Below are 26,416 nucleotides of genomic sequence, written 5' to 3'. Positions count from 1 at the left end.
CCGGGCGTGCCGGTGCGGTCGTCCGGTCGTGCGTCCGGTCATGCGGGGAGGGGGTATTTCACGGTGTTGACGAACACGGCGCCGAAGAGATCGACCTTGAGGCCCTTGATGTTCACGTTCGCCACGGCGTTGACCGAGACCATGCCGGTGGCGTTGATCGACGTCATGCCGCTCGACGACAGGTTCATGGCGCCGCCCATCGCGTTCACGTCGACCGCTCCGCCCAGTGACGTGAGACTGACCAGGCCCTTGCCCTTGAGGGTGAGCGGCCCGCCGCTGTCGATCAGGACGGACTGGCGGCCGTGCAGCCTGAGGCTGGTGCCGGCCTCCACCGACACCGAGCGGCTGCCGGTGATGCTGACCGAGCCCTTGCTGTCGACGGTGATCTCGGTGCGGGTGCGGTCGAGGTTGATGATCAGCTTGTCGTTGCCGCTGGCGATCCGCACGCCCTGCTTGCGGCCGCCGGTCTGCTGGCTGAGCAGGTCGACCCGGTTGCCCTGGCGGTCGGACAGGGTGTGCCGGGCGGCCTTCTTCCGCAGCCCGTCGTGCAGGGGGACGTCGGGGACCTTGGTGGGCAGGTCCCGGCCGTTGTAGAGACCGCCGATCACGAACGGGTGGTCCAGCGCGCCCCGGTCGAAGGCGACCAGCACCTCGTCGCCGACGTCCATGGGGAAGACGCCGCCACCCCCGACACCCCCGAGCTGCACGCTGCGCGCCCAGTCGCTGACGTAGGTGTCGTCGAGCCAGGGGAACTGGAGCTTGACCCTGCCCTGTCTGAGCGGGTCCTGGACGTCGGTGACGACGGCGTTGGCGACGCTGGGCAGCCGGGCGGCGCTCGCGGCGTCCCCGCCGCCGCCCCCGCCGCCCGAGGCCAGCCCGTACAGGGAGCGCCACTGGCGTCCGCTGACCGTGATCCAGGACTCGTAGTGCTTGCCGTCGCCGAAGACGTGGCGCACCGAGGTGACGGTGTACTTGCCCTCGAAGGGCTTGCCGACGTCGGAGAGGGCCACCGGGACGCCGGGCCGCAGGTCGGGATGGCCGTAGACGGCGACCTCCAGTTCGGCGAAGGAGGAGGTGACGTCGGCGGCCAGGGCCTTCGCGGCGTGCTGGACCTCGTCCTGCCGGTCGTAGGGGTTGGCGGTCTCGACGAGTTTGGCGGAGGTGAACTTCCCGGCGGCCTCGCCGGGTGTCGAGCCGATGCTGATGCCCGGGTCGGTGACGGCGGGCGCGATCTCGGTGATCTTCTTCTTGGTGGTGACGTTCCAGCCGCGCGACTCGACCCTGCCCACCTGGTCGGCGGCGGTGACGGCGGCCCGCAGCCGCAGGATGTCGTGGCCGGCCTGGAGCACGAAGGTGCTCTTGTCGCCGTCCGTCTGCGGCGAGGGCGCACCGGCCGACGGCTGCGGCGTGACGAACCGGAACTTCCCCTTGGCGTCCAGGGACATGACCATGTTGTTCTCGTCGGCGAGCCGGGACAGGAAGTCCCAGTCCGTGACGTTGGACTGGCTGATGAACGCGTACATGCCCTTCGTCGGCTGGATGCGGCCGATGGACACGCCGTCCATGGCGGCGAGCTTGCGGGCGATGTCGGAGGCCTTCTGGTTGCGGTACGCGGCCACGCGGCGCTGGCGCATCATGCGGTGCCCGTAGTCGTAGCCCCGGATGACGGTGAAGCTGCCGGTCCCGTCGTAGTCGGCCTCCAGGCCGGTGACCTCGCCGGTGAGCAGGGGGTTGCCGACGCCCTGCCCGTCGGCCACCGGGGTGATGACGATCTTGGTGCCGAACTGCACGTTCAGCTTGCCGAGGACCAGACGGTAGGGGTCGCGGAAGGTGAGGCGGAACGCCGCGGGTACGCCGACGCCCTGATCGACCCAGCCCTCCACGAGCATGGGGGCGATGTCGGCGGGCAGTTTGGCGCCGCCGATCCTGACCTCGACGATGCTGGAGAAAGCGTGCCGCACCATCAGTGAGGCACCTCCTCGGCGGCGGGCAGCATGAGTTCGGTGCCGGGCGCCAGGCGGGACGGGTCGTCGATGCCGTTGGCCTCGGCGATCGCCCGCCAGGCCTGGGCACGGCCGTACTCGCTCCACGCCAGCGACTGGAGCGAGTCCCCCGCGACGACCCGGTGCACACGCCGGGCGGTGAGGGCGCCGGAGGTCGGGTTCTGGCCCTCGGTCGGGCCGGGGATCTCCACCAGCGACACCTGGCAGGTGGCGCGGATGGGCACTCCGGTGGTGCCGAAGAGGGTGTACTGCGCCTCGACGGAGGAGACGTACGCGGTGAATCGCGCCGTGGAGAACGAACCCCACTCGAAGACCACCCAGGGCGGTGACGGCTGCTTGGCGGCGATGCTCTTGACGGTCACGTCGCAGCAGCGCAGCAGGGACTCGACCTTCTTCATCACGGTGTTGCCGTTGGGCTTCATCGAGGAGTCCAGGAAGATCTCCAGGGTCATCTCCCGCGGGTCGGCACCCATGAACTCCGGCTTCGAGCCGTCCCGTACGGCCATGGTCGGCGTCGCCTTCCACTGGGCGCGCTGCGTCAGGGACAGGTGCGCCGGGTTGAACTCGAAGCCGAACGTCCGCATCAGCGCGCCCGGCGTGGTGGTCGTACCGGTGGGCGGCTCGTGGATGGCGAGGTTGGCGCGTACGAGGCTCTTGCCGGCGCCCTTGCTGCTGGTGGCCATGGGTTCTCCTCTCTGCTCCGCGGCGCCGTCAGTCCGTGAACCCGTGGTGGGCGATCTCCAGGACCTCCGTGGCCACGGCCGGGCTCGCGGGGTCGAGGCTCGGGCCCTGCCAGCTGACGGGCAGTACCTCGATCAGGCCCCAGCGGGCGACCAGTGACCCGTCCGCGCGCAGCGCCGAGATCTGCGCGGTGGGCCGCTTGATGCCGGTCTGGACGGAGGAGATCCACTTGGCGACCTTGGCCGTGTCCGGGGTGAGGGGGCGGGTCAGCCGGATGGTGGAGAAGGTGACGCGGGTCGGCAGCTGCCAGACGAACCCGTTGTTGCCGCCCTCCTGGCGCTGCTCGACCTCCACCTGGGACGACAGGCCTTCGCACCCGTTGAAGTAACCGAGGCTCTCGCCGTCGATGGTGAGGGTGAACCAGATCGTGGAGCCCGGGTCCTGGCGGGGCATCGGGATGGCCTTTCTGTCGGGTGAGCCGTGGGGCGCGAGGGGTGGCCGGTCAGGCGCGGGGGTCGCGGAGCCTTCCGATCCGCTCGCGGTCCATGCGCAGTTCGGTGCGGACCAGGCGGGTGACGCGGCCGATGATCCGGTGCACCAGCTCGTCGAGCTGGAAGTCGGTGAGTTCGCGCGGGTCGAACCCGCCCTCGGGGACCGCCGTGTACGCGGGCGGCGGGCCCGCCGCGGGGCCGGGCGGCGCGGAGGGCGGACGGCCGCCGGGCGGGGCGGTGGCCGCGCTGTACGACGGGGGCGGCTCGTGGGGCGGCGGCGGGTCGTTCACCCGTGACTGCTGGGACGAGGGCGTCCGGAAGTGTCCCAGGGTGGAGGCGACGGTGGCCGACGCCGCGGCGGCGAGGGCGCCGATGCTGCGACCGGGAACACGCTGGACCGTGTGCGCCGGTGCGGTGTCCGCGGCGGGCCTCGCCGGCGCCGTGCGCTGGAGCGGGGGGTGCGGGGCCGCCGAGGGAGGGGTCAGGGGCGCCACGGGCAGCGGACCGCCGGCGGCGGTGAGCGGGGCGGGCCGGCGCAGCGGTACGGCCCTGGCGGCCGCGCGCTGGACCGTGGGCGCGGCGACGTCCGGGACGGCGGGCGGAGGCGCAGGGGGCAGCGGTGCGGGGGGCATCGGCAGGGGCGGCGGGCCGGCCGGGGTGGCGGGCGCCACGGATACCGCCGGTGGCGGGAGAGCCGGGGTGGCGGCGTGCCGGGCCGGCGAGGGTGTGGGGGCGGTGGCGCGCTGGACCGGGAGCGCGGGGTGGCCCGTGACGGGCGTGCCGGGGCCGGGGGTGGCCGGGTGGGCCGGTGGAGGTGCGGAGGCGGTGGCGCGCTGGACCGGGGGTGCGAGGGGGCCCGTGAGGGGTGTACCGGGGCCGGGGGTGGCCGGCGGGAGCGTGGAGGCGGGGGTGGGGGAGACGTCGGCGGTCGGCACCGGGGTCCGGAGCCCGGGGATGAAGGGTGCGGTGGCGCGCTGGACCGGCGGGGACGTGGGCGTACCGGTGCGGGGACCGGGGGCCGCCGTGGTGAGCGGCGTGCTGTCGGCCGGCGCGGTGGTGAGGGGCGCGCCGAGCGGGGGGCGACGCCGGTCGCCGGGCAGGGCCGCCGTGCCGGGTGCCGGGCGCGCGGGCTCGGATGCCGGGGCCGGTGCCGGTGCCGGGCGTACGGGGGCCGGTGCGGAGGTGGGGGTGCCCAGGCCCGGACGGCGTGCGGCGGTGCTGCGCTGGACCAGGGGTGCGGTGCCGGGGGCCACCGGGCCGGGGCGTACGGCCGTGCGGCCGGCGGAGTGCGAGGAGGTGGCCGCGTCGGCCGTCGGACGGGCCGGGCGGTCGGAGGCCCCCGGAGCGGCAGCCGACGGCGACCGGCGGACGGGGGCCGGCGCCGTGGCGGGCGCCGGAGCAGGCCCGGACGCGGGTGCTCCGTCCGTGGCGCGCTGCACCGGGGGTGCCACCGTGCCCGGGCGTACGGCGGAGGTGCCGGTGGGCGTCGCCGGGGCCGGGGTGCCGTCGGCCCGGTGCGACGGCGAGGTCTTCGCTGCGGGCGGCCCGCCGGGCGTCGTCCGCCGTTGGGCGGGGGTTGTGGCGGCGCCCGCGTCGGCGGGGCGGTTCGCGGCCGCGCTGCCGGCGGTGCGCGGTGACGTGGAGGTGGCGGGCGGCGCGGTGGCGCCGGGGTGGCGTCCCGCGGTGGAGGACTCCGCCGGCGGCCGGCCGGTGGCGGCCGGCCGGGGTCCGACCGCTGCGGGGACGGTCCGGGAGACGGCCCGCTGGACGGGCGGGGCCGAGGCGTCGGGTGCCGTGCCGGTCGCCCCGCCGCCGCGGTTGCCGTCGGGCGTGCGGGGGGCCGCGGCCGGGCGCACGGTGCCGGGCGCGGACCGCTGGGCCGGGGTGCTCGTCGCGGGGGTGTCGCCGGTGGCGGGCGTCGCCGGAGCGGCGGGCGCGGAGGGCCGGCTCCGCGGGGGTGCCGCCGGTGCGGACGTGCCGCTGCCGGGCGCGGTGCCGCCCGGGGCGACGGCCCGCTGTACCGGGAGACCGGTGGCCGGGTGGTGAGGTACGGGTGCAGGTACGGGGGCCCGGAGGTCGCCCGCGGACGGCGCGGAGCCGGACACGGCCCGCTGCACCGGCGTGGTGGGCCGTGTGCCGCCGGGAGCGGTGCCGGAGGCGGGCGTGGTGTTCGGCGCGGAGCCGCGCGGGGGCACGGGTGCGGCGGGCGGCGTGCTGCGGGGGGCGGACGAGGACCGGTTGCCGGCGGGGGCGGGACCCGTACGTGTGCGGGCGGACTGCGGGCCCTGCGGCGACACCGCACGCTGCACCGGGAGGTCGGTCGCCCGGCCGCCGGGGGCGCCTTCGCGCGCGGGGGTGCCGGCCGCCGGGGTGGTGCCGTCGCCGGTCGGGTCCGTGTGCGGGGCGGAGGTGGCCCGCTGGGCCGGTGTGCCGGGCGCCGGGGTGTCCTCCGTGGTCCGGTTGCCGGCCGGCTTCGGGAGCGGGGCGGGCGTCGCCCGCTGGACCGGAGTGCCGGCCGCCGAGGCGTCGCCGGTCGGGTTCGTGTGCGGGGTGGGCGTCGTCCGCTGGGCCGGTGTGCCGGCCGCCGGGCTGTTCGCGGCCGGGCTCGTGCGTGGCGTCGACGGCGTGCCCCGGGCCGGTGCGCCGGGCGCGGCGGGGCTGCCCGCCGGGGTGTTGCCGTTGCCGGTCGGGTTCGTGCGCGGGGTGGACGTCGCTCGCTGGGCCGGAGTTCCGGGTGCGGGGGCGTTCGTGGCCGGGCTCGTGCGCGACGTCGACGGCGTACGCGGGGCCGGTGTGCCGGTCGGACCCGTGCGCGGGGTGGACGTCGCCCGCTGGACCGGTGTGCCGGCCGCCGGGGTGTCCGCCGCCGGGGCGTTCCCGGGCCGTGCGGCGGTGCGCGGGGTCGGGGTGCCGCGGGGTGTGGGCCGCGCGTCGTGGGCCGCCCGCTGGACCGGGGTACCGGGAGCCGGGGCGTCGCCCGGTGCCGGGGTGCCGGTCGTGGGGCCGGGCAGGCGGACGGGGCCCGAAGACGCGTCGGCGGTCGCCGGGCCGTCCGGGGACGCGGCCGTCGCCCGGGGACCGGAGGTGGGCGTCCGTGGTGCGGGCGCGGTGCCGTGCGGGTGTGCCGCACGCTGGACGGGCGCCGCGGCAGGCGCGGGCGCCGGGCCGGCGGACCCGGCGGGAGGCGTGCCGGGGCCTCCTCGGTCACCGTCCGCCGACGACGGAGCGGTGCCCGAGGAGGCGGGAGCGGCGTCGGGCGTGCGCCGGGTCGCGGGCAGGGCACGTCGCTGCACGGCCGCCGGCGCGGACGGAGCCCTGGTGAGCAGGTCCCGCGTGCGCGGCGCGGCGGGCGGCACGGGAGTCGCGCGGACGCCGTGCGCGCCCCGGGCCGGGGGTCCCGCCGGAGCCGGCGGCGACGCCGGCCCCGTGGAGCGCGACCGCTGGACCGGCGTCCGGGACGCGGCCGGCGCGGCGGCGGACGGCGCAATCCCCGCCCGCGCCGACGGCGACGCGGCCGGGGCCGAGGCGGGCGCGGCCGGGGACGACGCGGGCGTGCCCGGTATCGCCCGCAGCGGCGCCACCGGCATGCGCTGCACGGCGGGAGCGCCCGCCGGGGACGCCGGCGGCAGCCCCCGCGTACGGGGCCCGGACTCCGCGCCCGGCCGCGCCGGCTCGGCGAACGCCCCCGAGAGCAGGCCGTGGCCGGCCGCCGGGTCGAGGACCGCCGGGGACGGCGCCCCGCTGAACGACGGGTTCTGCCAGGTCGGCAGCCGTCCGCCGAACCCGGCGTCCGCGACGCCGGGACGCCGGCCGCCCGTCGACCGCTGGATCGGCGGCAGGGCCGTCCACGCGGCGACGGCCACGGGCGGCGCCGGGACACCGGCCGTGGCCGGCACCTCCGCCGGGCTCGCCGTGCTCGGCGTGCCGGCCGTGCTCGGCGCGTCCCCGTGCGGGGCCGGGCTCTCGGAGTCCGCCCCGCCGGTGCCGCCCTGCCGTCCCCGCAGCCGGTCCAGGAATCCCACCGCTCAGCCCTCCGCCGCGCCGCGCGTCACGAGGGACGCGATCTGCTCCGTGTACCGGCGCCGGTCCTGGTGCTCCAGGTCCAGAATCGCGTCCAGGCCCCAGTGGAAGTGGTAGGCGACGTACGCGATCTCCTCGTGCAGCCGGTCGGTCGCGTACGTCACGATTCCCCCAGGCGGCTCCCGCCGAGTTCCACCTCGAAGGGCTCCGAGCAGTGCGGGCACTGCACGGCCGCGCGGGTGTGCCCCTCCGCGTTGATCTGACGGTAGAAGTCCTGGAGGAACGCCAGGTCGGAGGCGAACATGTTCTCCACGATCCCGTCGTGCACCATCGGCAGCGTGCCGAGCCGGGTGATGACCCGGCCGAGCAGCACCACCGACAGGTACGCGGGGTTCTCCTGCACGCGCACGTCGCGCAGCGGGACCAGCTCGTCCCGGGCCGTCGACAGGCGCATCACACCGTCCCGGTGCACCGTGCCCGACTCGTCGACGTAACCGCGCGGCAGTTCGAAGGGGAACTCCGTGACGAGCTGCTGCCGGGGCCCCGGGTCGGCCGGGACCTCGGCGGGCGCGGCGGCGGGAGCCGAACGGGGGAAGTCCGCTCCCGCCGCCGCAGTCGGGGGTGCCGCGGCGGGTGCCTTGGCAGCCGTACGCCGCATTACTCGATGACCAGTTCTTCGAACACGATGGTGACGGTCTCGGTCAGGGCCGCCGCCTCGCCCGCCTTCACCGTGCTCGTGTCGATCTTGCTGCACCAGGCGTTGCGCAGGTTGTACCGCTTCACCGGGTTGTCCTGGTAGTCCATCATGATGATCGACGCGTTCTTGCGGGCCGTGCTCATCTGGCCGCGGATCGAGTCGTTGATCCACTGGGTGAACGACGCCGACTGGGTCATGCCGCGCACGACGGTGCACTGGCCGTTCTTCTGCACGCCCGGCAGCAGCGCCACCTCCGCCCGGCCCTGCGCGCTGTTCTGCTGGTAGGTGATGACGTCCTGTTCGAGGGTGAGGCCGCTGACCTCGGCGAGATACTCGACCATCACACCGTCGATCTGGAGACCGAAGTTGTGTGATGTGAGGGCGTCACCCGGCTGGAGACTCATGTGTTCGCTGTCCTTCTGGGGATGGGAGGGGGCTTACGGGGAGCGGGCGGGTGCCGCCTACTCCTCCAGCTCCCCGCTGCCGCTGGAGAACTGGGCCAGCCGGAAGATCACGAACTCGGCGGGCTTGACCGGGGCGATGCCGATCTCGCAGATGACCCGGCCGAGGTCGACGGACTCCGGCGGGTTGGTCTCCTCGTCGCACTTGACGTAGTAGGCCTGCTCGGGGCTCTGGCCGAACAGGGCGCCGTTGCGCCACTCGTTGACCAGGAACGCCGAGACGTTGCGGCGGATGCGGGCCCAGAGGTTGTGGTCGTTCGGCTCGAACACCACCCACTGGGTGCCGATCAGGATCGACTCCTCCAGGTAGTTGAAGTACCGGCGGATGTTCAGGTAGCGCCACGCCGGGTCGGAGGAGAGGGTGCGGGCGCCCCAGACGCGGATGCCGCGGCCCGGGAAGGCGCGGATGCAGTTGACGCCGATGGGGTTGAGCAGGTCCTGCTCGCCGCGGGTGATCTGGAGTTCGAGGTCGACGGCGCCGCGGACGACCTCGTTGGCGGGGGCCTTGTGCACGCCGCGCTCGGAGTCGTTGCGGGCCCAGATGCCGGACACGTGACCGCTCGGCGGGACCAGGCGGGACTGGCCGGACGCCGGGTCGAAGGTCTTGATCCAGGGGTAGTAGAGGGCCGCGTACTTGGAGTCGTAGCCGGCCGTCTCCTGGCGCCAGACGCGGATCTGGCGGGCGTTCAGGCCGGGCGGCGGGTCGATGACCGCGACGCGGTCGCCCATCAGCTCGCAGTGGGCGATGAGACCGAGCTGGACGGCCTTGACGGCCTCCAGGTCGATCGCGCCGCGCTGGTAGGCGGCCATCAGGTCGGGCACGGCGACCATGGAGACCTCGTCGACGGCCTCCAGGCCGCCGAAGCCGGTGCGGTCCGCGGAGTCGCCGAGGTACTGCGCCGGGCCGGGGTGCGCGACCTCGCCACGGGGGGCGGGCGCGGCCTTGCCGGCCGGGGCGGCGGGCGGCGCGGGCAGGGTCACGGTCTGGTTCTCCGGGCGGGCCAGCTGCGCGGACGGCGCGGCCTCCGTCACGGTGATGAGCTTGGAGCGCTCCTTGACCTGGGTGACGACGTAGGCGCGGTTGCCCTTCTTGGCGCTCACGTCGAAGGTCTCGACCGGCCGGTCGCCGTCCTTGACGATCAGCTTGAAGCGCTCGGCGGGGCCCTCGCCCTCGGGGTCGGCGACCTCGACGGACAGCGGGCCGTTCTCGCCCGCGGCGGTGGCGGTCACGGCGAACGTCCCGAGCTGCCGGGGTTCGGCGGCGGGCAGCGCGGCGGGAGCGGAGCCGCCCGTGACCGAGGGGGCGGCGGCCGTGCCCGGGCCCTCACCGGCGGCGTCCTCGGCGGAGCCGCCCACGCGGACGACGTAGGCCGCGCTGCCGCCGTTGTTGAAGAACCCGTAGACGGAGTGCGCGAGGTAGTACCCGTCGGTGAAGTCACCGAACGCCGCGACGTACTGGGTCCAGTTGGTGACCAGCGTGGGCTCGTTCAGCGGTCCGGTCGGCGCGAGTCCGACGAAGGCCGCCACCGAGGTGCCCACCCCCTCTATCGGGCGCGAGCCGCTGGCCACCTCCTCGACGTAGACGCCGGGCGACAGGTAGGACGGCATGCTCTGCTCTCCTCGGGGTACGAGACAGGACGCCCCTCAGCCTCGCGCGCGCGTTGCCCCCGCCGGAACGACCCGGGGGGCCGGAGCGGGGGCACCGACACTGCCCCCGGCTGTGCCCGTAGGGGCAGGCCGGACGGCTCAGCCGCTGGTCGCAGGCCCGGCATCCGGCCGGCGCGCCCCCGCGCGGGCTCCGTTCCCCCGTACGTCACCCTGTGGCCCACTCCGGTCATGGGTTAGCCTCCCCGCCTGGCCGGGCTCCGCACCACGCCGAGCCGGTGACGAGGACGGGACGGGGCCGGCGCCTCGTCGGGCGGGGGCGTGCGATGCGGGGACGGCGGGACGAGTCCGGCACGAGTGGGTCCGCGGCGGACCGGACGGGCCCGGCGGCGGTGCCCCCGCGGACCGTGCCCGGCGACGCCGGCGCCGCACACCTCCCGGCCGGCGTCCCCTCCGCCGCCGCGTCCGCACTCGGCCCGCGGGCGCTGTGGGCCGTGCAGGGTGCCGCCGGCAACCGCGCGGCCGCCCGCCTCCTCGGCAACCGCACCGCACCGCCCCCGGCGAGCACGCCGGGACCGCCCGTGGTGGCGCGGGCGCCCCTGGCCCCGATCGCCGAGGAGGAGGCGCCGCCGGGACGGCAGGGCGACACCGGCGTCCCGCGGCCCCGGCGCCCCGCCCGGCGCACTGCGCCGGCGGCCGGCCCGGGCGGGGGACCGACCGAGGCGGGCCGGGGCGACGGCACGCCGCCGCCCCTCCTGGTGCTGCCCCCGTACCTGCGGGACATGACGTCGGCGGGACTCTCCACCGCCGGCGGGCTGACCGGCCACGAGTTCGTCGGGCACGTCCTCACCCGGGTCACCGGACGGACGGACGGCGACGTCGCCGCCGTACGGCGGGAGCTGGCCGGCCGCCCGGAGTCGTTCTACGGCCGAGGCCGCGCGTTCTCCGTGCGGGGCGCCGACGCCGACTACGACGTCACGGTCTCCGTCGGCCCCGGCTCCGGCGCCGGCCCCGGGCCCTCCGTGTTCCCGAACCCGGCGGCCACCACGCCCCGGCTGTCGGCGACGCGGACGGCGGCCGCGGAGGCCGCCACCGACCCGGCCACCAAGGTGGACCAGCAGCACAGCGCGGCGGCCACCGTGGCGACCGACGCCGTCCGCTCCCGGCAGTTCGGCCTCAGCGGCTCCGGCACGGTGCTGGCCCCCACACCCGCCCCGGGCGTGTGGGCCGGTGCCGAGCTGGCAGCGGGCGCCGCCCTGCGCACCGACCGCGACGTGCACACCACGCGGACGGTGTCCGAGCCCCGGACGGTGCGCAGCGCGGGCGGCACGGTACGCAGCACGCGCCGGGTGACCTACACCGTCCGCGTCGACCGGCAGGGCCCCGGCACGGCACCCCAGGAGTTCCACGGCGCCGGCACCCTGACGATGCGGGTGCCGAGCGAGCACCTGGTGCCGATGGGCACCGTCCCGCCCGCCCACGGGCCCGAGCTCGGCGCGCGGCGGCGGAAGGCGGTGCGGCAGGCCACCTCCATGGCCGCGATCTCCGTGGAGGACGGCGCGGCCCCGCACGCGGGCGGCGGCGGGCTGTTCGACACGGTCGCCTCCGTGCTGCATCCCGCGGCGGTCGCCCCCGGCTCGGCCGGACGCGCCCGGCTCTACGAGGCCACCAGCACCACGACCGTCCTCCAGGACCTGCCCCGCATGCTCGCGGGCTGGGTGGCGAGCGAGGACCTGGACGCCGGAGCGGCCGGGGCGGCGAGCGCCTACCGGATGCGGGCCGACATCGTCTCGCTGGTCCCCGGCTGGGGAGCCGGGCAGACCCAGTTGCGCACCCACCAGCAGGTGTCCCACGGAGCGGGCGCCACCGTGGGCAAGGGATCGAACGGCACCGCCGGCGCCGGCCCCGCCGTGGGCCTCGGCGCACCGGGCGCGGGGCCCGCCGTGCGCTTCTCGGGCATGGGCGTCGCCGGGTACCGGCGCATGCGGTTCACCGCCGCCGACCAGACCGCCGCCACCCGGCAGGGCGCCGAGGTCCGCGGCGGCAAGGTGCTCTACCGCGCCCGGGTGCGTCTCACCGTGCAGGGCACCGGGCCGGCCGCCCCGGGGCACACCGCGCGGCCCGCGCGCCGCGGCGCGGAGCACGTCCTCGACGCCTGGGTCACCCTGCGCGCCGAGGAGGCCCACCACCTCGGGCTGCCGCTGCCGGCCGGCACCGAGCCGGGCGAGCTGTACACGAAGCCGGACCGGACCGGGCCCGACGGAACGCCCGTGACCGGGCCGGACGGCCTGCCCGAGAAGACCGAACGACGGCTGCCGTTCGACGCGGCCGGATCCAGCGTGGCCCTCACGCACCTGGACACCCGGCCCCTGATCGCGGCGGTGACCCGGCTGTTCGCCACCGAGCCGCGGCTGGCCGGCTATCTGCCCCCGTTCGGCGCGCAGGCGACGGGCCGGGACGCGGGCCGCGCCGACGCCGAGGCCCAGCGGCGCAACTACCGGGAACTGGTCACCGTCCTGTCGGAGACCAACCTGCGCGCCAACAAGGACCAGTTGCTGTCCACCGGCGTCCCGGTGCGGCTGCGCCGCAAGACGGCCCTGGCCTCCCACGACGTACAGGTCCGGGTGCGCGGGCAGATCGGCGCCCTGACCTACCTCGGCGACACCGCCGACTGGCTGGTGCGCAGCAGCGCGGGCGTCGGGTCGGGCGGCCAGAGCGGTGCCGCCACCTCCCGGCGGGCCGGCGCGCAGGCGGGCGTCCGGGGCTCCCTGGTGCCGGGCGCGCTGAGCGTGGGCGCCGTGGCCGACGCGGCGGTGGAGTCCAGCCGCCGCTCCCAGGGCGGCCCCGTCACCCGTACCGACTCGCTGAACAGCGGCGACGTGTCGACCAGCACCTTCGGCACCAAGCTGTGGCTCGGCGTCGACGTCACCATGACCAGCCGGGAACGCACCGCCAAGCGCGCCGTCACGCCGGGCCGCCCCGGACGGCACCGGCCCGAGGCCGAGCGGATCGCCTCGTCCGACGACCGCGGCCTGCGGGACAACCCCCTGCGCTTCGACGAGGAGGGCCAGGACGTGCGCCTGAGCACGCCCACCGCCTTCACCGTCGACGAGGAGACGCACGCCCGGCTGGACCGGCACCGCACGGCGGGCCGGACGCGGACCGGGCCCCTGGACGCCTCCGGCATCGGCGACCTGACCACCCGGGCACCCGGCCGCGGCCTGCGCGACTGGGACTTCGTGGAGACCGTCGGCGACGCCAAGCCGGTGCGTGACCTGGCGTTCCAGCTCCTGGCGCAGGCCGCCCGCCGGGGGCGCAGCGACGCACGCGGGGACACCGCCTTCGAGACGGAGGGGCTGGCCCCGCGGCTCGCGGTCGAGGACCGCTTCGCCCCGCAGGCGGTCACCGCGGCCCTGCGGCAGGGCGTCACCTCCGGCTGGGTCGTCGCCGACCTGCGGCACCCCCGGCGGCTCACCGCGCTGGACGGCGCGGTCGGCACCCGCTTCGCCCTCACCCGCCCCCGGGTACGGCACCGCTCCACCGGCGCCGGCATGGAGAACATGGCACTGGGCGGGCACCAGGGCTCGGGACAGCGCGCCCGGACGAAGAGCACGGGCTTCACGGTCTCGGGCCGGGGCGCCGAGGGCGGCGACGGCTGGGGCCTGGCCGAGTCGGCCTCCTACCGGGGCGCCACGGCGACCAGCGACGCGGCGGCCGGCACGCTCAGCGGCACCGTGGAGCGCAACGCCGTCAACCCGCGCTCCCGCCCCCTCTACCTCGTGCAGTGCGACCTGGACGTCAGCATGGTCGCCGAGGTCACCGTCAACGGCTCGGGCCCCTACGCCGCCGCCGGGCACCGCACCGTCCCCGGCGCCGTCGGCCTGTGGCTCACCGCCGCCCAGCTCGCGGCGGCGGGCCTGCGCGACCCGGAGGAACGGGCGCGGGAACAGCGGGACGCGCTCGCCCTGCTGGGCCCGGACGGGCTGTTCGGGTCGGCGGCACCGGAGCCCGGCGGGAAGGGGAAGCAGCCGGACCGCGAGGACGGCCGGGACGCCGCGTCCGCGTCCGGCTCCGGCGACCCCGGCACGGCGCGGGGCGCGGCACCGGGAAGCGCCCTGCCCGGACACGCCGGGACGCTGCCCGTCGGCTTCGGCCTGATCGACGAACTCCCCGACTTCGTCCCGCTGCTGAACCGGCTGCGCGCGGCCGTCGACGACCGGAGCCTCGCCGACGACCTGCTGCCGCGCCGCCGGCTCGACGACACCTTCGACAACGTCCAGCGCCTGCTGCGCGTCCTGGACCGGGACGGCGCCACCGGCCTCCTCGCCGGCGCCATGGACGGCGGCGTGCCCGTGGAACTGCTGCGCAACAGCAGCACGCCCGGCCGCCGGGCGACGCCCTACTGGGCCGTCTTCCACGTCCGGCGCACCGGCCCCGGCACAGTCGTCGGACCGTCCGCCGGCGACCGGGAGATGGAGTACGCGACGGTCGCCGCGGCCCAGAGCGCGCACGGTCACCAGGAGAGCCGGACCGACGGCCTCGCCGGCGGGCTGACGGGCGGCGCCCGGTCCGAGGACGGTGCCGTCGGGCAGGCCGACGGCACCGCGGGCCCCCTCGCCGGCCGGACGGAGTCCACCGGCCGGTCCCGGACCTCCCGGACCCAGACCGGACTCCGCGCCATCGTCGGCGACGCCCCGTCCACGAAGGTGAGCATCCCGGTCCGGGCCGAACTCGAACTGCGCTCCGCGGGCGGGCGGCTGGCCACCGTGGGCTTCGACGCGAGCCTGGTCCACCGCGCGCTGGAGAAGGACCTCGCGGCCCTCGCCCGGATGGGCCCGGTGCCGCAGGAGCGCGCCCCCGGGCAGTACCCGGCGGTCGCGGCCGGCGCCCACGAGGCCTCCCCGGGGGGCCTGAGCGCCTGGCGGGCCGCCGGGGCGACGCTCCCGCTGGAGGCGCAGGCCGACGGGTTCCGGGGCGCACCGCAGGTCAGGGCGCTGATCGGCGGGGCGATGGCCGACGCGCACGCCGACACCCGCTTCCGCAGGCCGGGGAACGCCGCGTACTACGCGCACCGCGAGGCCGTCTCCACGGAGTGGCTCCAGGCCGCGCTGCCCCTGCTGGTCGCGGGCGGAGCCGAACTGCCGCCGGTGCACGCCTCCGGTCTCGAGGGGCAGGACATCGACTGCTCGCTGCACGCGCGGCTGCTGGACGGCCGGCTGCTGGGCGAGAGTGAGGAGATGACCTTCGAGACGGTGGCGCAGAGCACGCCGGAGGACGGCCGGCCGGCGGGTGTCGAGCATCGGCAGGCGGGCCGGCGCGGGCGCGCGGGCGGCCTCGGCGGAGGCGCCGGTCCGGTCCGGGTCGACCAGTCCGGCATGACCAACACGCCCGGCGCCTTCGGAGCCGAGGGCGGTCCCACCGGCACGGCGGGCAACGCGGCCGGCACGGTGCCGCTGCAGAAGCCCAAGGAGGCCTCGGCGCTCGTCCAGTTCACCCTGGAGTTCCGCGCCGTGGCCCGGGTCCGGCACCGGCACACGCAGCGGCTGCGCGGCCCGGCGGCCGTGGGGGTGCGGGACGGCGTCCTGGTGACGCCGGTGGTGATCCGGATGCCGGCGTCGCAGGCGCGGCGGTTCGCGGACGGGTAGGCCGGGCCGGACCGGCTGCCCCCATGCCTGCCCTCGCGGACCTGCCGGCGGCGGGGGCGGACCGGTCAGGCTGGGGGGTCAACCGTCCGGTGTCGAAGGGAGCATCGTGCGCGCGCACGGAACGCGGAGCCGACCGTCCGACGAGCGGGACACCCACCGCCCCGTGATCCGGCCGAGCGCGCCGGTCCAGCGGATGCTGGACCTCCAGCACAGGGCGGGGAACGCGGCCGTGGCCCGGGCCGTCGAGGCGGAGCGGCACGAACACGGACCCGGGTGCGGGCACGGGCAGGCGGCGGACACCGGCCCGACGGCCCAGCGCGGCCTCCTCGACGCCGCGATGGCGACCCCGAGCAGCCCCCTGCCCGGCCCCTTCCTCGCCAAGGCGAAGTCCTTCTACCAGAACGACAACCTCTCCGCAGGCCGCGTGCACGACAACCCGACGGCGCAGCGGGCGACCGCGGCGATGGGCGCGCAGGCCATGACGGTCGGCAGCCACATCTTCCTGGGGCCGTCGGCCGTCGGGAACACGGAGATCCTCGCCCACGAGGCCAGTCACCTGGACAAGAACCTCAGGGGCGTCCGCGAGACGGGCAACGACAACGGCGCGGGCGTCACCGTCACCGACCCGGGGCAGGGTTCCGAACGCGCGGCGGTCGCCGACGGCGCCGCCTTCGCCTCGGGCGCCGCCACCGCCCCCTCGGTCGTCGCGCAGCGAGCGGTCGACGCACGGGCGGGTGAGCGCGAGGACACCGTCCAGCGCGCCACGGGCGGCCTGACGACCGGTCCCGTGCAGCGGGCCCTGGACCCGGCGCTGGTCGAGTCGGCGACGACGGCGCTGGGCATCACCCGCGCCGTGAAGATCGTGGAGGTGCCGCCCGGCGTCCGGGCCGACACGCCCTTCGAGAACTACCCCGCGGGCAACGTGGTCGGCCTGACCCCCGCGGACGGCAGGCTGACCGTCCAGGAGGTCAACGGCTGGCACGACGGCAGCACGCCGGCCAGCGACGTCGTGGCCCAGGCGGGCGGCGGCGGTTACCTGGCCCAGTACGGGCTGATCCTGGTGAACAGCACCGCCGAGGGCGGCTTCACCGTCGCCCAGACCATCCAGCACGAGATGGGACACCTCAAGCAGCACCAGGACGGCTTCGACGTCGACATGTCGGGCGGGCGCCGGGCCCTGGTCGAGTACCACAACGTCCTGGTGAACGAGAACGCCCTGACGGGGCAGTTGCGCATGGAGTACACCAGCTCCGACAACACGATCTCCAGCGCCGTCCGGGACCGTGCCCGGGAGGAGGGCCTCAACCTGGGCAACCCCTGGCAGGCCCTCGTCAACTACGTCCAGGCGAGCGGCGACGCCGGGCAGCAGCGGCTGCTGGCCGCGATCGTGGCCGAGCTGGGCAACACCAAGTACGACGAGGAGGAGGGGCGCGGCTTCGCGAAGAAGACGAGGCGGGCGAAGATCCAGGACCGCGTCGGGCGGATGTACTTCAACGCGCTCTTCGCGGCCCCGCAGTCCTGACCCCGGCGGGCGGCGCTGCCCGGCCGCCCGCGGGGGGCGGACCGATGGTGCACCGAACTCTGCCCCGGAAGCCAGTGACGGCCGTGGGAGACGCCCGTAGCGTCGCGGCGTGAGCCTTTGGACTTCCCTGGAGCCCGCGTCCGTCACGGTCGATCCCGGCAGCAGCACACGGGTGCGGCTGCGGCTGCGCAACACCGGCGACGTCGTCGACGAGTACCGGTTCGAACCCGTCGGGGACGTGGCCCCCTGGACGACCGTCGAGCCGCAGACGCTGCGGCTGTACCCCGGTACGACCGGCACCGTCGAGCTGACGTTCGCGCCGCCGCGGACCCCCGACGCCACCGCCGGCCCGAATCCGTACGCGGTGCGGATCACGCCGACCGAGCATCCGGAAGCGGTGACGGTCCCGGAGGGAAACCTGACGATCACGCCGTTCACCGAGGTGCGGGCGGAACTGGTGCCGCCGACGGTGAAGGGCAGGTTCCGGGGCCGGCCGCGGCTCGCGGTGGACAACCTCGGCAACACCAAGGTGACGGCGTCGGTCGCGGGCAGCGACACCGGGGACCACCTGACGTACGAGATCCGTCCGGGGAACGTGCAGATCGAGCCGGGGCGTGCCGCGTTCGTGGACACGACGCTCAGGCCGCGCCGGATCATCTGGTTCGGCGCGAAGGAGGAGCGGCCGTACTCGCTGGCGGTGCGCCGGTCGGGCGTCGAACCGACGGCGGTCGAGGGGACGTACGTGCAGCGCGGGTTCCTGCCCCGCTGGCTCGCCACGTTCTTCGGCATAGCCCTGGCCCTGACCATCGCCTTCGTCATGATCTGGATCTCCTACAAGCCCCAGGTCCGCTCCAGTGCCACCGAGCAGACGGAGCAGGCGGGCGCCGCGCTCGCACCCAGGCCCAGTGCCCCGCCCGAGCCGCTGCCCAGCGCGGCCGCGTCGGCTCCCGTCGAGGCACCCGAGCCGCCGGCCGCCGAGGAACCGAAGGACGACGGCGGCGGCGGTGGCGGTGGGGGCGGCGCCTCGCCCTCCCAGAAGCCCAAGAGCGAGCCGCCCGTGGTGCCCGCCCGGAACGTCCTGCTGCGCAACACCGCCAGCGACATGTGCGCCGAACTGCCCGGCCGTGAGAAGGGGGAGATCGACGGCCCGGTCCAGCAGGCCGTCTGCGACGACACCGACGGGGACAACCAGATCTGGGACCTGGAGGTGACGGACGAGAAGGGCGGTCCCGGCGGGGCGGCTCTCTTCCAGATCCGGAACGTCAAGGACAAGTACTGCATGGACCTGGGCGAGTACGGTGCCCGGCCCTTCGGGACGCCCGTCGCCGAGTTCCACTGCGACGGCACGACCGCCGACAACCAGCTCTGGTGGCTCGACGAGCAGCAGAGCGGCGTCTACTGGATCCGCAACTTCGCCAGCAACAACGCGTGCCTGGACCTGGACGGCGTCGACGGGGGCAACCTCTTCGCCCGGTTGATGATCTACGACTGCGCCAGCTCCGACGACGCGGAGTGGCGGATCGTCCGGACGGACCAGGACTGACGGTCACCAGCCGCCCTCGCCCGGCACCAGCCGCCCCGCCTTGCGGTACTCGCGGCGGGCGCCCTCCAGCAGGTCGCCCGCCGTCACCTGGTCCCCGCGCCCGGCGGCCAGGTAGGCGGCGGTGACCACCGCGCTGCGGATCGAACCGCCGGCCAGCTCGAACTCCCGGGCCAGGGGCGCCGGGTCGATGCCGTCGGCGGACGGGACGTGCGCCAGGCCGTGCCGCCACAGCGCCAGCCGCTGCCCGGCGTCCGGGAACGGGAAGTCGACCACCAGGTCCAGCCGCCGCGTGAACGCCTCGTCGATGTTGGCCCGCAGGTTGGTGGTGAGCAGGGCGATGCCGTCGAAGGACTCCAGCCGCTGGAGCAGGTAGGCGCTCTCCATGTTGGCGTACCGGTCGTGCGAGTCCTTGACCTCGGAGCGCTTGCCGAACACGGCGTCGGCCTCGTCGAAGAGGAGCACGGCGTCGGTGCGGTCGGCCTCCGTGAAGATCCGTTCCAGGTTCTTCTCGGTCTCGCCGACGTACTTGTCCACGATCGAGGACAACTGGACGACGTACAGGTCCAGGCCCAGGTCGGCGGCGACCACCTCCGCCGACAGGGTCTTGCCGGTGCCGGACTCGCCCGCGAACAGCCCGAGGACGCCCCGGCCGCGGCCGCCGCCGGCGCTGAGCCGCCAGTCGCCGAGCACACGGTCGCGGTGGCGGGCGCGCAGGGCGAGTTCCCGCAGTTGCGTGAGGGGCTGATCGGGCAGGACCAGGTCCCCCCAGTCCACCGCGGGGCGGATGCGCCGGGCGTGGCTTTCCAGGCCGGAGGCCGACTGGCGGCGGGCGGCGAGCCGGACGTGGCCGGCGGTGACCGGGCCGGCGTCGAAGGCGGCCAGCGCGCGGGCGGCCTGCGCGGCCCGCCGGATGCGGTCGCCGCCCAGGCGGTACGGGGCGACGGTGGCGGCCAGGTCGAAGCCGTCGGCGTCCGTGCCGAGCGCGGCCCGCCAGGCGGGCGCCCCGCCGGCCCGGCGGCCCGGGGCGTCCAGGACCAGCGGATCGTCGGGGGACCAGTGCGGGTCGTAGGGGCGGGTGTCCGTCAGCAGGACGGTCACGTCGCTCGCGGCCGTCAGCGCCCGCACCAGCGGGCCCGGCTTCTCGGGCAGGCCCGTGACGACGACGGCCCGGCCGTCCAGGCGGGCCTCGCGCAACAGCTCGGGGACCTGGTCCCCGGGGTCCGGGCAGTGCAGCGCGTCGAGACCGGCGAGGCGCAGCGCGGAGGCGATCGCGGCCAGGCCGTCCCCCTCGTGCCGCTCGCGGAGGTGGACGGTGACCGGTCCGGCGAGCAGGCGGGCGGCGAGCCGGTGCGCGAAGTCCTCGGCGGCCGGGTCGGCGGGCAGCGGTTCCGGCACCGGGTGCAGCCGGCCGAGCAGCGCGGCGTCCGGGGTGTCGTCGCCGAGCAGGTGGCCGGTCAGCCGGTCGGGAACCCGCAGCGACCGGGTCAGGAACGGGCGTTCGGGCTCCTCGACCTCCAGCAGGCCGAGGGCGCGCAGCGGTGCGGAGGCGTGCAGGCGGGCGCGGGCCGCCGCCGCGTGCGCGGGCACGGCGCACAGCTCCAGGGCCAGGCCCGCGGTGGCCCGGCGGCGGCTGACGTCGTCGTTGAGGTAGCCGTAGAGCGGCTCGAAGGTGCGGTCGACGTCGGGGGCGAGGGCCACGAGCAGGACGGCGACGTCCAGTTCGGTCAGCGCCGCCCGTGCGGCCAGCCGGGCCAGCCGGTCGGCCGTCTCCCCGCCGTGGACGTCGCCGGGGCCTTCGCCGGGGGCGACACCGGTGGCCGTCCGGGGGCCGTCGTCACCGGTGTCCGGGGGCCAGGTGCGCAGCAGGTGCCGTACCGCCTCCTCGGACAGGTAGAGACCCCGCAGCGGGTCGTCGGCGGTGGGATCGGTGGCGGCCCGCTGCTCGGCGAGGACGGTCACCCGCTCCCGCAGCACGGCGAGCCGGGCGAGCAGCGCGTGGGCGGGGTCGCTGGGGGTGCCCGCGTGCGGCGCCGGGCCGTCCGCGGTGGTGTACGGGGCGTTCACCGCGGGTCCGTGGGCCGGCCGGACCGGGTCCTGCGGGCGGCCCGCGCCGCGGCGACCTGGTGGGGCCGGTGGGCGCGTCCGGCGGGCTCCGCCGTGTCGTCGGCCAGGTCGCGCACCCGGACCACGGCTCCCTCGGTGACCGGGGGACCGGCGTCGTACTCCGGGAAGGCGGGGAAGGGCGCGGTGACCACCAGGTCCAGGGACGGCTTCAGTTCGCCGCCCAGGGCGGACCAGATCTCGGCGAGGGACCGGGACTCCGTCTGGATGCCGGCCACCGTCAGCGGCACCGAAAGGCCCAGCGCGCCCAGGGAGCCGGGGAGTTCGGAGGGCGGCATGATCTCGCGGGGCAGCAGGGTCGCGAGCACGGCGGACAGCAGCCGGTGCTCGTCCTGCGGGGTCTTCGTCCAGGCCGTCACCAGGTACGACAGCCGGAACCAGCGCGGCGGCTGGCGGCGCCGCACCACGATGTCGTCCTCGCCGCGCACCGCCATCTGGCCGCGCTGGCGCCGGGCCACGTCCTCCCGGATGTCGTACAGGTAGGCGTTGACCACGGGGGCGTTGCGCCGGGCCGCCCAGTCACGCGTGGGTGCCTCGAAGGACACGTCGATGCCCGAGCCCGTCAACGCCCCGCCGCCGAGGAGGGTCTTGAGGACCTCGTCCACCTCGTGGATCACTCTTGCGCTCCCGCCCTGCCCGCACTGCCGTTCCGCCCGGCCTGCCGTCCGCCGTCGATCGTGCCCCGGGGGCCGTCCGACCCGCAGGCGCGCCGGGGACGGCGCCCGGGCAGGACGGTCTGCCCGCGCGGTCCCGTCGCGCCGCTTTCGATTGCCCGTTCGGTCAGATGTAGCCTTCCCGCAGGGCATAGGCCACGGCGTGCGCGCGGTTGCGCAGATGGAGCCGTGTGGTGAGTCCGTGCATGACGTTCTTGACGGTCCGTTCGGAGTAGGACAGCTTGCCGGCGATCTCCCCGGTGTCGAGGCCGTCGGCGACCAGTCGCAGGACGTCCACCTCACGGGGTGCGAGGCCCAGCGAGGGGGCGCCGGGGCGGCCCGCCGCCCCCCGATGCAGGGTTCCCACCTGGCTGATGAGCCGCCCGATCAGGTCCGCGGGCAGGTCGCCGTCGCCGCGGGAGGCCGCCAGGACCGCCTGCACCAGCCGGTGCGCGGTGGCCTCGTGGCGCCACACGATGGCGCCGACCCCGCACTCGACGACGTCCAGCAGTTCGGTCTCGCGGATCGCGCCGACCACGAGCACGGCGCGCGCGCCCTCGCTGCGCACGATCCTGCGCAGCCGGGTGAGCGCCGTCTCGTCCAGCGCGTCCTCGATGAGCAGCGCCACCGTGCCGGGGCCGGACTCCTCGCGCAGGTCGACCTCCGGGTGCCGGCGCAACTGGCTGATCGCGCCCTCGCGGCTGATCGGGTCCGGAGCGGACACCGCCACCGGAACACGCCCGTCGACGGCATGGGTGACCCGGCCGGCGCCGAGGGTGGCCGTGGTGGTGGTCCGGGGTGAGCTGAGCAACCGATTCCCCCCTGTTCAGGAGCCCGCCAACCTGCAGGGGCCGGTAGCGGATGAGCGTGTTCCACACTTCTTCGGCTGCCGCGGCCGCGCAATCGTGGAGCACCACGAGTCACACCACGAGACCAGGACGGGCACCGTGAGGGACACACCTCGGGTGGGCGTTCGGGCAGGTCAGGAGGGTCCTGCGCGCGGGTGCGCGGGTCCGTGGCCGGGGCCGCGCACCACCGTGAGCCTCGCCACAGCCACCGCGCGGGCCAGGGAACACCGTTCCCGCGCGTGGGCCACCTCACACCACCCGGGCCCGCGTTCGCCCGTCTCACAGGCCGGGGGAGCACCATTCACCACAGGAGGCACCCGATGACCGGACCGCTTCGTGAACGCGACGACGCCCGGGCGCTGTTGACGGCCGAGACCGAGCGGGCCCGGGCGGGCACCGGGGGCTTCGTCCTAGTGCGCGGCGCCACCGGAACCGGCCGCACCGCCGTGCTGGAGAGCGCCGTGCGCCGCGCGGCGGACCTCGGCATGCGGGTGCTGCGCGCGCGCTGTTCGCCCGAGGACACCGCGGTGCCCTTCGGGGCGGTCCTGCAACTCCTCGGACCGGTACCGGACTTCACCGACCTCTCCCCCGACGGTGACGACCGCGGCAGCGCGGCCCGGATGTGGCGGCTGCTGCGGTCGTACGCGGCCGAGGGACCGCTGCTGGTGGCCGCCGACGACATCCACCTGGCCGACGAGTCCTCGCGCCGCTGGCTGCTGGAGGCGGCCCGGCGGCTGGACCGATTACCGGTGCTGCTGGTGGCCACCGAGCGCAGCCAGTACGACATCGACCCACGGCCGGCCGGTCTCAGCCAGGCCCTGTCGCCCTCCCTCGTGCGCACCCACACCCTCGCCCCGCTCGGCGACACGGCGGCCGCCGCCCTGGTGCGGGCGGCCTTCCCACAGGCGGGCCCGCACTGGACGGCCCAGTGCGTACGGGCCGGAGCCGGCAGCCCGCTGCTGCTGCACGCCCTGCTGGACGACCTCGGCGGCACCCCGCACCCGGACCGTCCCGCACCCCACGGCGTCCCTCCCCTGCCCGGCACCTGCGCCGAGCTGTACCCCGGGTCGTACCCGGCGGCCGTCTCCTGGTGGCTGAACAGCGCCGGCGCCGCGACGGCCGACGTGGCCCGGTGCCTCGCGGCGCTGGAGCAGGCGTGGCCGCCGGCCGGGGACGACGACCCGGCGGGGCCCCCGGCCGGGGCGGACGCCGGTGAGCCGGTGGACCTGCTCGCCGAGGCCGCCGGAGCGGACCCCGCCCGGGTCGCCGGATGGCTCGCCGCCTGCACGCGGCTCGGGCTCCTGCGGCGGGACGGCGCCGGCCGCCCCCGCTACGCGCACCCCCTGCTGCGCGACGCCGTGCTCACCGGGTGGCCGAGACCCCGCCGGGAGGCCGCGCACCGGGCGGCGGCGGAGGCACTGCTGCGCCGGGGCGGACGGGTGGAAGCGGTCGCCCGCCACCTGCTGCGGGCGCCGGCCGTCGGGCTGCCCTGGGCCCTGCGCGTACTGCGGGACGCGGTGACGGTCGCCGTGCACGACGCCCGGCCCGGCGACGCCGTCGGCTATCTGCGCCGGGCGCTGGACGAGCCGCTCGACGACGGTCAGCGGCAGCGGCTGCTGACCGAACTGGGCTCCCTGGAGTACGCGTCGGCCGACGCACCCGCGGCCATCGCGCGCCTCGCGGAGGCCCAGCACCTGCCGGCCGACCCGCGCAACCGGGTGCGTACGGCCGTCGCCCTCGGCACCGCCCTCGCGGGCCGCGGGGAGATCCGTACGGCCATGGAGGTGCTGCGCCGCACCGAGGGCCGGCTGTCCGGCCACCCTGGCCTCACCCGCACCGTGCAGGCCGCGGGCGCGCTGCTGTCCGACGAGGACCTGGCGACCCGGCAGGAGGTGTACCGGTGGCTGTGCGAGACCGGCGAGCACTCCCCGGAGCTGGTGGGCACCGCCGGGCAGGCGCTGCTGGTCCGGTACGCGGCGACGGCCGGGCTGATCTCGGCCGGGGAGGCGATGACGCGCGTACGTGGCCTGCTCGCCCAGCCCACCGACCCGCTCGCCGAGCCCTTCCTGCTGGGCACGGCCGCCGCGGTGGCCCAGTGGGCCGACGAACTGGACGAGGCGGAACGGCTCGTGGAGCGCGGCCTGACCGGGCAGCACCCCGCACTGCTCCACCCGATGCACCACGCGCTCCTCAACACCCGCGCCGACATCACCGCGGCCCGCGGCGACCACGCTCGCCTCCTCGCCGGGTCTCCGCACACGGAGGGACCCCGCACCGGGCCCGCCAACCGGGACGCCCACACCCTGATGGCGCTCGTCCACACCGGCCGGGTCGACGAGGCCGGACGCCTCGCGGCCGCCTTCGACCTGCGCAGGGCCCCCGAGTCCTGGGAGCTCAACCGCTTCCTGTACGCGCGGGGTGTGCAGCGGGCCGCCGCCGGCGACACGGCGGGAGCGCTGCACGACTTCCTGGAGTGCGGACGGCGGCAGACCGCCCGCGAGGTGGTCAGCCCGGTCGTCACCCCGTGGCGGACGGCGGTCGCGGAGTGCCGGCTGGCGCTGGGCGGCGGCCAGGAGGCACTGGCCCTGGCGACGGAGGAACTGCGGCTGGCCCGCGTGTGGAACACCCCGCGCACGGTGGGCCGGGCCCTGCGCGTGCTGGGCACCGCGACCGGAGGGCGGCGCGGCCTGAAGCTGGCCGAGGAGGCCGTGAACACCCTGCGGGACGCGCCCGCCGGCGCCGCGACGGAGCTGGCCGAGGCGCTGTTGGCCCAGGGGCGCCAGCTCCTCGCCGCCGGGGAACGGGGCCGCGCCCGCGACCGTCTGCGCGAGGCGGCGGAACTGGCCGAACTCACGGGCGCCGCGCGGCTGCTCACCCTGATCGGCCAGGTCCTTCGCGACAGCGGCGCCCGCGGCCCGGCGACCGCACGTACCGGCTCCGGGGCGCTGACCGACAGCGAACGACGGATCGCCGAACTGGCCGCCGCGGGCCGGACCAACACCGAGATCGCCGAGCTGCTGCACCTGGCCCGGCGCACCGTGGAGACCCATCTGACCAGCACCTACCGCAAGCTGCGCATACGCCGCCGGACCGAACTGCCCGCCGCCCTGAGCGGAGACCGGCCCTGACCCCGGTCCTGCCGCGGCTCCCCGCTGCCGCACCACGCGGCGACGCACGGATGCCGACGGCTCACCAGGTCAGCAACTGCCGCCCGGTCTCCAGCTGCACGGCCTCGAGCGGGTCGCCGTCCTCCACGTTCCACAGGAGGTTCTGCAGAACGCGGCCGAGGGACCAGGCGCGGGCCCGTTCGCGGTCCAGGCCGAGGACGTCGGTCAGGGCGTCGAAGCGCCACCGGGTCTCGGCCGGGTCGTAGCGGTTGTCGAGGGCGGGGAGCAGGTCGAAGCCGGGGTCGCCGGCCAGCGGTTTGGGGTCGATGGCGAGCCAGGGGGCGCGGTCGCAGGCGAGGACGTTCTCGTAGTGCAGGTCCCAGTGCAGCAGCCGGTCGCCGGGCTCGCAGGCGACCTCGCGCACGGCGGCGGCGCAGTCGGTGACCAGGCGGCGGGCCTCGGGGTCGGGGATGTGGGCCAGGGCCCGGGGCGTGCGCTCCAGCATGGCCGCCGCGATGTCGCCGAGGCCGCGCAGGCCGGGCGGGGCAGGGGTGGCGGTGAGGCGGGCGAGCAGCCGGGCGACGACGAGGACCGCCGCGCGGGAGTCCTCGACGTGGCCGAGCGTGCGGGTCGGGTCGAGGCGCTCCAGCAGCATGGTGCCGGTGGCGGGATCGTGGTCGAGCAGGCGTACCGCCCCGTCGCCGTCCCACAGCCGCAGGGCGAGGGGCTCGCCCGCCGTCTCCTCGTCGAGGATCTGGAGCTTGAGCGCGGCCGGTGTGCCGTCGCCGCGCAGGACGGGCAGCACCAGGGCCGCCCAGCCGTGCATCGGGGGGCCGTCGAGGCGCAGTCGCCAGCGGTCCAGGAAGCCGGCCGCCAGCTCGGGCAGCGCGTCGATGAAGGCGCGGCCCGCTTCCCCGTTGTACTTCGCCTGGGATGCCGCGAGGGCGGCCGGAACGTCGATCACGTCCGGTGACGGTACCGGCGGGCGGCGGCCCGGTCATGTGCTTTGTCATCTGCCG

The 26,416-nt window shown here is 76.3% G+C and carries 16 protein-coding genes; 4 read left to right on the top strand and 12 right to left on the bottom strand.

The genetic code is table 11. The features are described from left to right. Nucleotides 1–38 precede the first annotated feature (38 nt). The 8 genes from ACIRG6_RS21080 to ACIRG6_RS21045 are packed head-to-tail and all read right to left on the bottom strand — an operon-like array spanning nucleotide 39 to nucleotide 9,961. Complete coding sequence (locus tag ACIRG6_RS21080) at nucleotides 39–1,964, bottom strand: VgrG-related protein (protein ID WP_350722220.1); 1,926 nt, start codon at nucleotides 1,962–1,964, stop codon at nucleotides 39–41. Then, complete coding sequence (locus ACIRG6_RS21075; RefSeq protein ID WP_403324020.1) at nucleotides 1,964–2,686, bottom strand: CIS tube protein; 723 nt, start codon at nucleotides 2,684–2,686, stop codon at nucleotides 1,964–1,966. Before ACIRG6_RS21075 ends, ACIRG6_RS21080 begins: the two co-directional genes overlap by 1 nt. 28 nt (nucleotides 2,687–2,714) lie before the next feature. Next, nucleotides 2,715–3,137 (bottom strand): phage tail protein, encoded by a 423-nt coding sequence (locus ACIRG6_RS21070; protein WP_318213378.1) that lies wholly within the window; start codon nucleotides 3,135–3,137, stop codon nucleotides 2,715–2,717. Nucleotides 3,138–3,186: 49 nt separating this feature from the next. After that, nucleotides 3,187–7,197: a hypothetical protein gene (locus tag ACIRG6_RS21065; protein ID WP_403324018.1), complete on the bottom strand. Its 4,011-nt coding sequence runs from the start codon at nucleotides 7,195–7,197 to the stop codon at nucleotides 3,187–3,189. Between the two features lie 3 nt (nucleotides 7,198–7,200). Further along, nucleotides 7,201–7,359 carry a DUF6760 family protein gene (locus ACIRG6_RS21060; protein ID WP_019326686.1) on the bottom strand — a complete coding sequence of 53 codons (159 nt, stop codon included), beginning with the start codon at nucleotides 7,357–7,359 and terminating at the stop codon, nucleotides 7,201–7,203. Beyond that, a complete protein-coding gene (locus ACIRG6_RS21055; RefSeq protein ID WP_350726126.1) occupies nucleotides 7,356–7,853 on the bottom strand; it encodes a hypothetical protein in 498 nt (165 codons plus the stop codon). The genes ACIRG6_RS21060 and ACIRG6_RS21055 overlap by 4 nt, the downstream gene beginning before the upstream one ends. After that, the gene (locus ACIRG6_RS21050; RefSeq protein WP_239765811.1) at nucleotides 7,853–8,296 is read right to left on the bottom strand and encodes a phage tail protein; all 444 of its coding nucleotides are present in this window, start codon (nucleotides 8,294–8,296) and stop codon (nucleotides 7,853–7,855) included. The genes ACIRG6_RS21055 and ACIRG6_RS21050 overlap by 1 nt, the downstream gene beginning before the upstream one ends. Nucleotides 8,297–8,353: 57 nt before the next feature. Then, a complete protein-coding gene (locus tag ACIRG6_RS21045) occupies nucleotides 8,354–9,961 on the bottom strand; it encodes a phage tail sheath subtilisin-like domain-containing protein (protein ID WP_364674218.1) in 1,608 nt (535 codons plus the stop codon). A 404-nt stretch (nucleotides 9,962–10,365) separates the two neighbouring features. Here ACIRG6_RS21045 and ACIRG6_RS21040 point away from each other — a divergent pair, with 404 nt between their 5' ends. From ACIRG6_RS21040 to ACIRG6_RS21030, 3 genes are all read left to right on the top strand, one after another. Continuing rightward, nucleotides 10,366–15,603 carry a hypothetical protein gene (locus ACIRG6_RS21040; RefSeq protein WP_403324015.1) on the top strand — a complete coding sequence of 1,746 codons (5,238 nt, stop codon included), beginning with the start codon at nucleotides 10,366–10,368 and terminating at the stop codon, nucleotides 15,601–15,603. 106 nt (nucleotides 15,604–15,709) lie between these two features. Further along, nucleotides 15,710–17,125, top strand: coding sequence for an eCIS core domain-containing protein (locus tag ACIRG6_RS21035; protein WP_350726132.1), 1,416 nt, complete (start codon nucleotides 15,710–15,712; stop codon nucleotides 17,123–17,125). A gap of 109 nt (nucleotides 17,126–17,234) precedes the next feature. Beyond that, nucleotides 17,235–18,668, top strand: coding sequence for an RICIN domain-containing protein (locus tag ACIRG6_RS21030; RefSeq protein ID WP_403324012.1), 1,434 nt, complete (start codon nucleotides 17,235–17,237; stop codon nucleotides 18,666–18,668). 3 nt (nucleotides 18,669–18,671) lie between these two features. Here ACIRG6_RS21030 and ACIRG6_RS21025 read toward each other — a convergent pair whose 3' ends face one another. From ACIRG6_RS21025 to ACIRG6_RS21015, 3 genes are all read right to left on the bottom strand, one after another. Further along, the gene (locus ACIRG6_RS21025) at nucleotides 18,672–20,732 is read right to left on the bottom strand and encodes an ATP-binding protein (RefSeq protein ID WP_403324011.1); all 2,061 of its coding nucleotides are present in this window, start codon (nucleotides 20,730–20,732) and stop codon (nucleotides 18,672–18,674) included. Then, nucleotides 20,729–21,406: a DUF4255 domain-containing protein gene (locus ACIRG6_RS21020; protein WP_403324010.1), complete on the bottom strand. Its 678-nt coding sequence runs from the start codon at nucleotides 21,404–21,406 to the stop codon at nucleotides 20,729–20,731. The genes ACIRG6_RS21025 and ACIRG6_RS21020 overlap by 4 nt, the downstream gene beginning before the upstream one ends. A gap of 163 nt (nucleotides 21,407–21,569) precedes the next feature. After that, nucleotides 21,570–22,253 (bottom strand): helix-turn-helix transcriptional regulator, encoded by a 684-nt coding sequence (locus ACIRG6_RS21015; RefSeq protein ID WP_392146082.1) that lies wholly within the window; start codon nucleotides 22,251–22,253, stop codon nucleotides 21,570–21,572. Nucleotides 22,254–22,610: 357 nt separating this feature from the next. Between ACIRG6_RS21015 and ACIRG6_RS21010 the strand changes: the two genes are divergently transcribed. Beyond that, nucleotides 22,611–25,418 carry an AAA family ATPase gene (locus tag ACIRG6_RS21010; RefSeq protein ID WP_364674206.1) on the top strand — a complete coding sequence of 936 codons (2,808 nt, stop codon included), beginning with the start codon at nucleotides 22,611–22,613 and terminating at the stop codon, nucleotides 25,416–25,418. A 61-nt stretch (nucleotides 25,419–25,479) separates the two neighbouring features. On the opposite strand, the gene ACIRG6_RS21005 is transcribed toward ACIRG6_RS21010, so the two are convergent. Then, the gene (locus tag ACIRG6_RS21005; protein WP_403324007.1) at nucleotides 25,480–26,361 is read right to left on the bottom strand and encodes an aminoglycoside phosphotransferase family protein; all 882 of its coding nucleotides are present in this window, start codon (nucleotides 26,359–26,361) and stop codon (nucleotides 25,480–25,482) included. Nucleotides 26,362–26,416: the final 55 nt, after the last annotated feature.

Origin of the sequence: Streptomyces flaveolus (assembly GCF_044765825.1) — a bacterium.
In the GTDB taxonomy this organism is placed as follows: Bacteria; Actinomycetota; Actinomycetes; order Streptomycetales; family Streptomycetaceae; genus Streptomyces; species Streptomyces flaveolus.
This window is presented reverse-complemented; position numbering and strand designations above follow the sequence as displayed.

Coding starts and splice junctions, on each gene's coding strand:
- ACIRG6_RS21080 (WP_350722220.1), bottom strand. CDS start 1,964: ATGGTGCGGCACGCTTTCTCCAGCATCGTCGAGGTCAGGATCGGCGGC.
- ACIRG6_RS21075 (WP_403324020.1), bottom strand. CDS start 2,686: ATGGCCACCAGCAGCAAGGGCGCCGGCAAGAGCCTCGTACGCGCCAAC.
- ACIRG6_RS21070 (WP_318213378.1), bottom strand. CDS start 3,137: ATGCCCCGCCAGGACCCGGGCTCCACGATCTGGTTCACCCTCACCATC.
- ACIRG6_RS21055 (WP_350726126.1), bottom strand. CDS start 7,853: ATGCGGCGTACGGCTGCCAAGGCACCCGCCGCGGCACCCCCGACTGCG.
- ACIRG6_RS21050 (WP_239765811.1), bottom strand. CDS start 8,296: ATGAGTCTCCAGCCGGGTGACGCCCTCACATCACACAACTTCGGTCTC.
- ACIRG6_RS21045 (WP_364674218.1), bottom strand. CDS start 9,961: ATGCCGTCCTACCTGTCGCCCGGCGTCTACGTCGAGGAGGTGGCCAGC.
- ACIRG6_RS21010 (WP_364674206.1), top strand. CDS start 22,611: ATGACCGGACCGCTTCGTGAACGCGACGACGCCCGGGCGCTGTTGACG.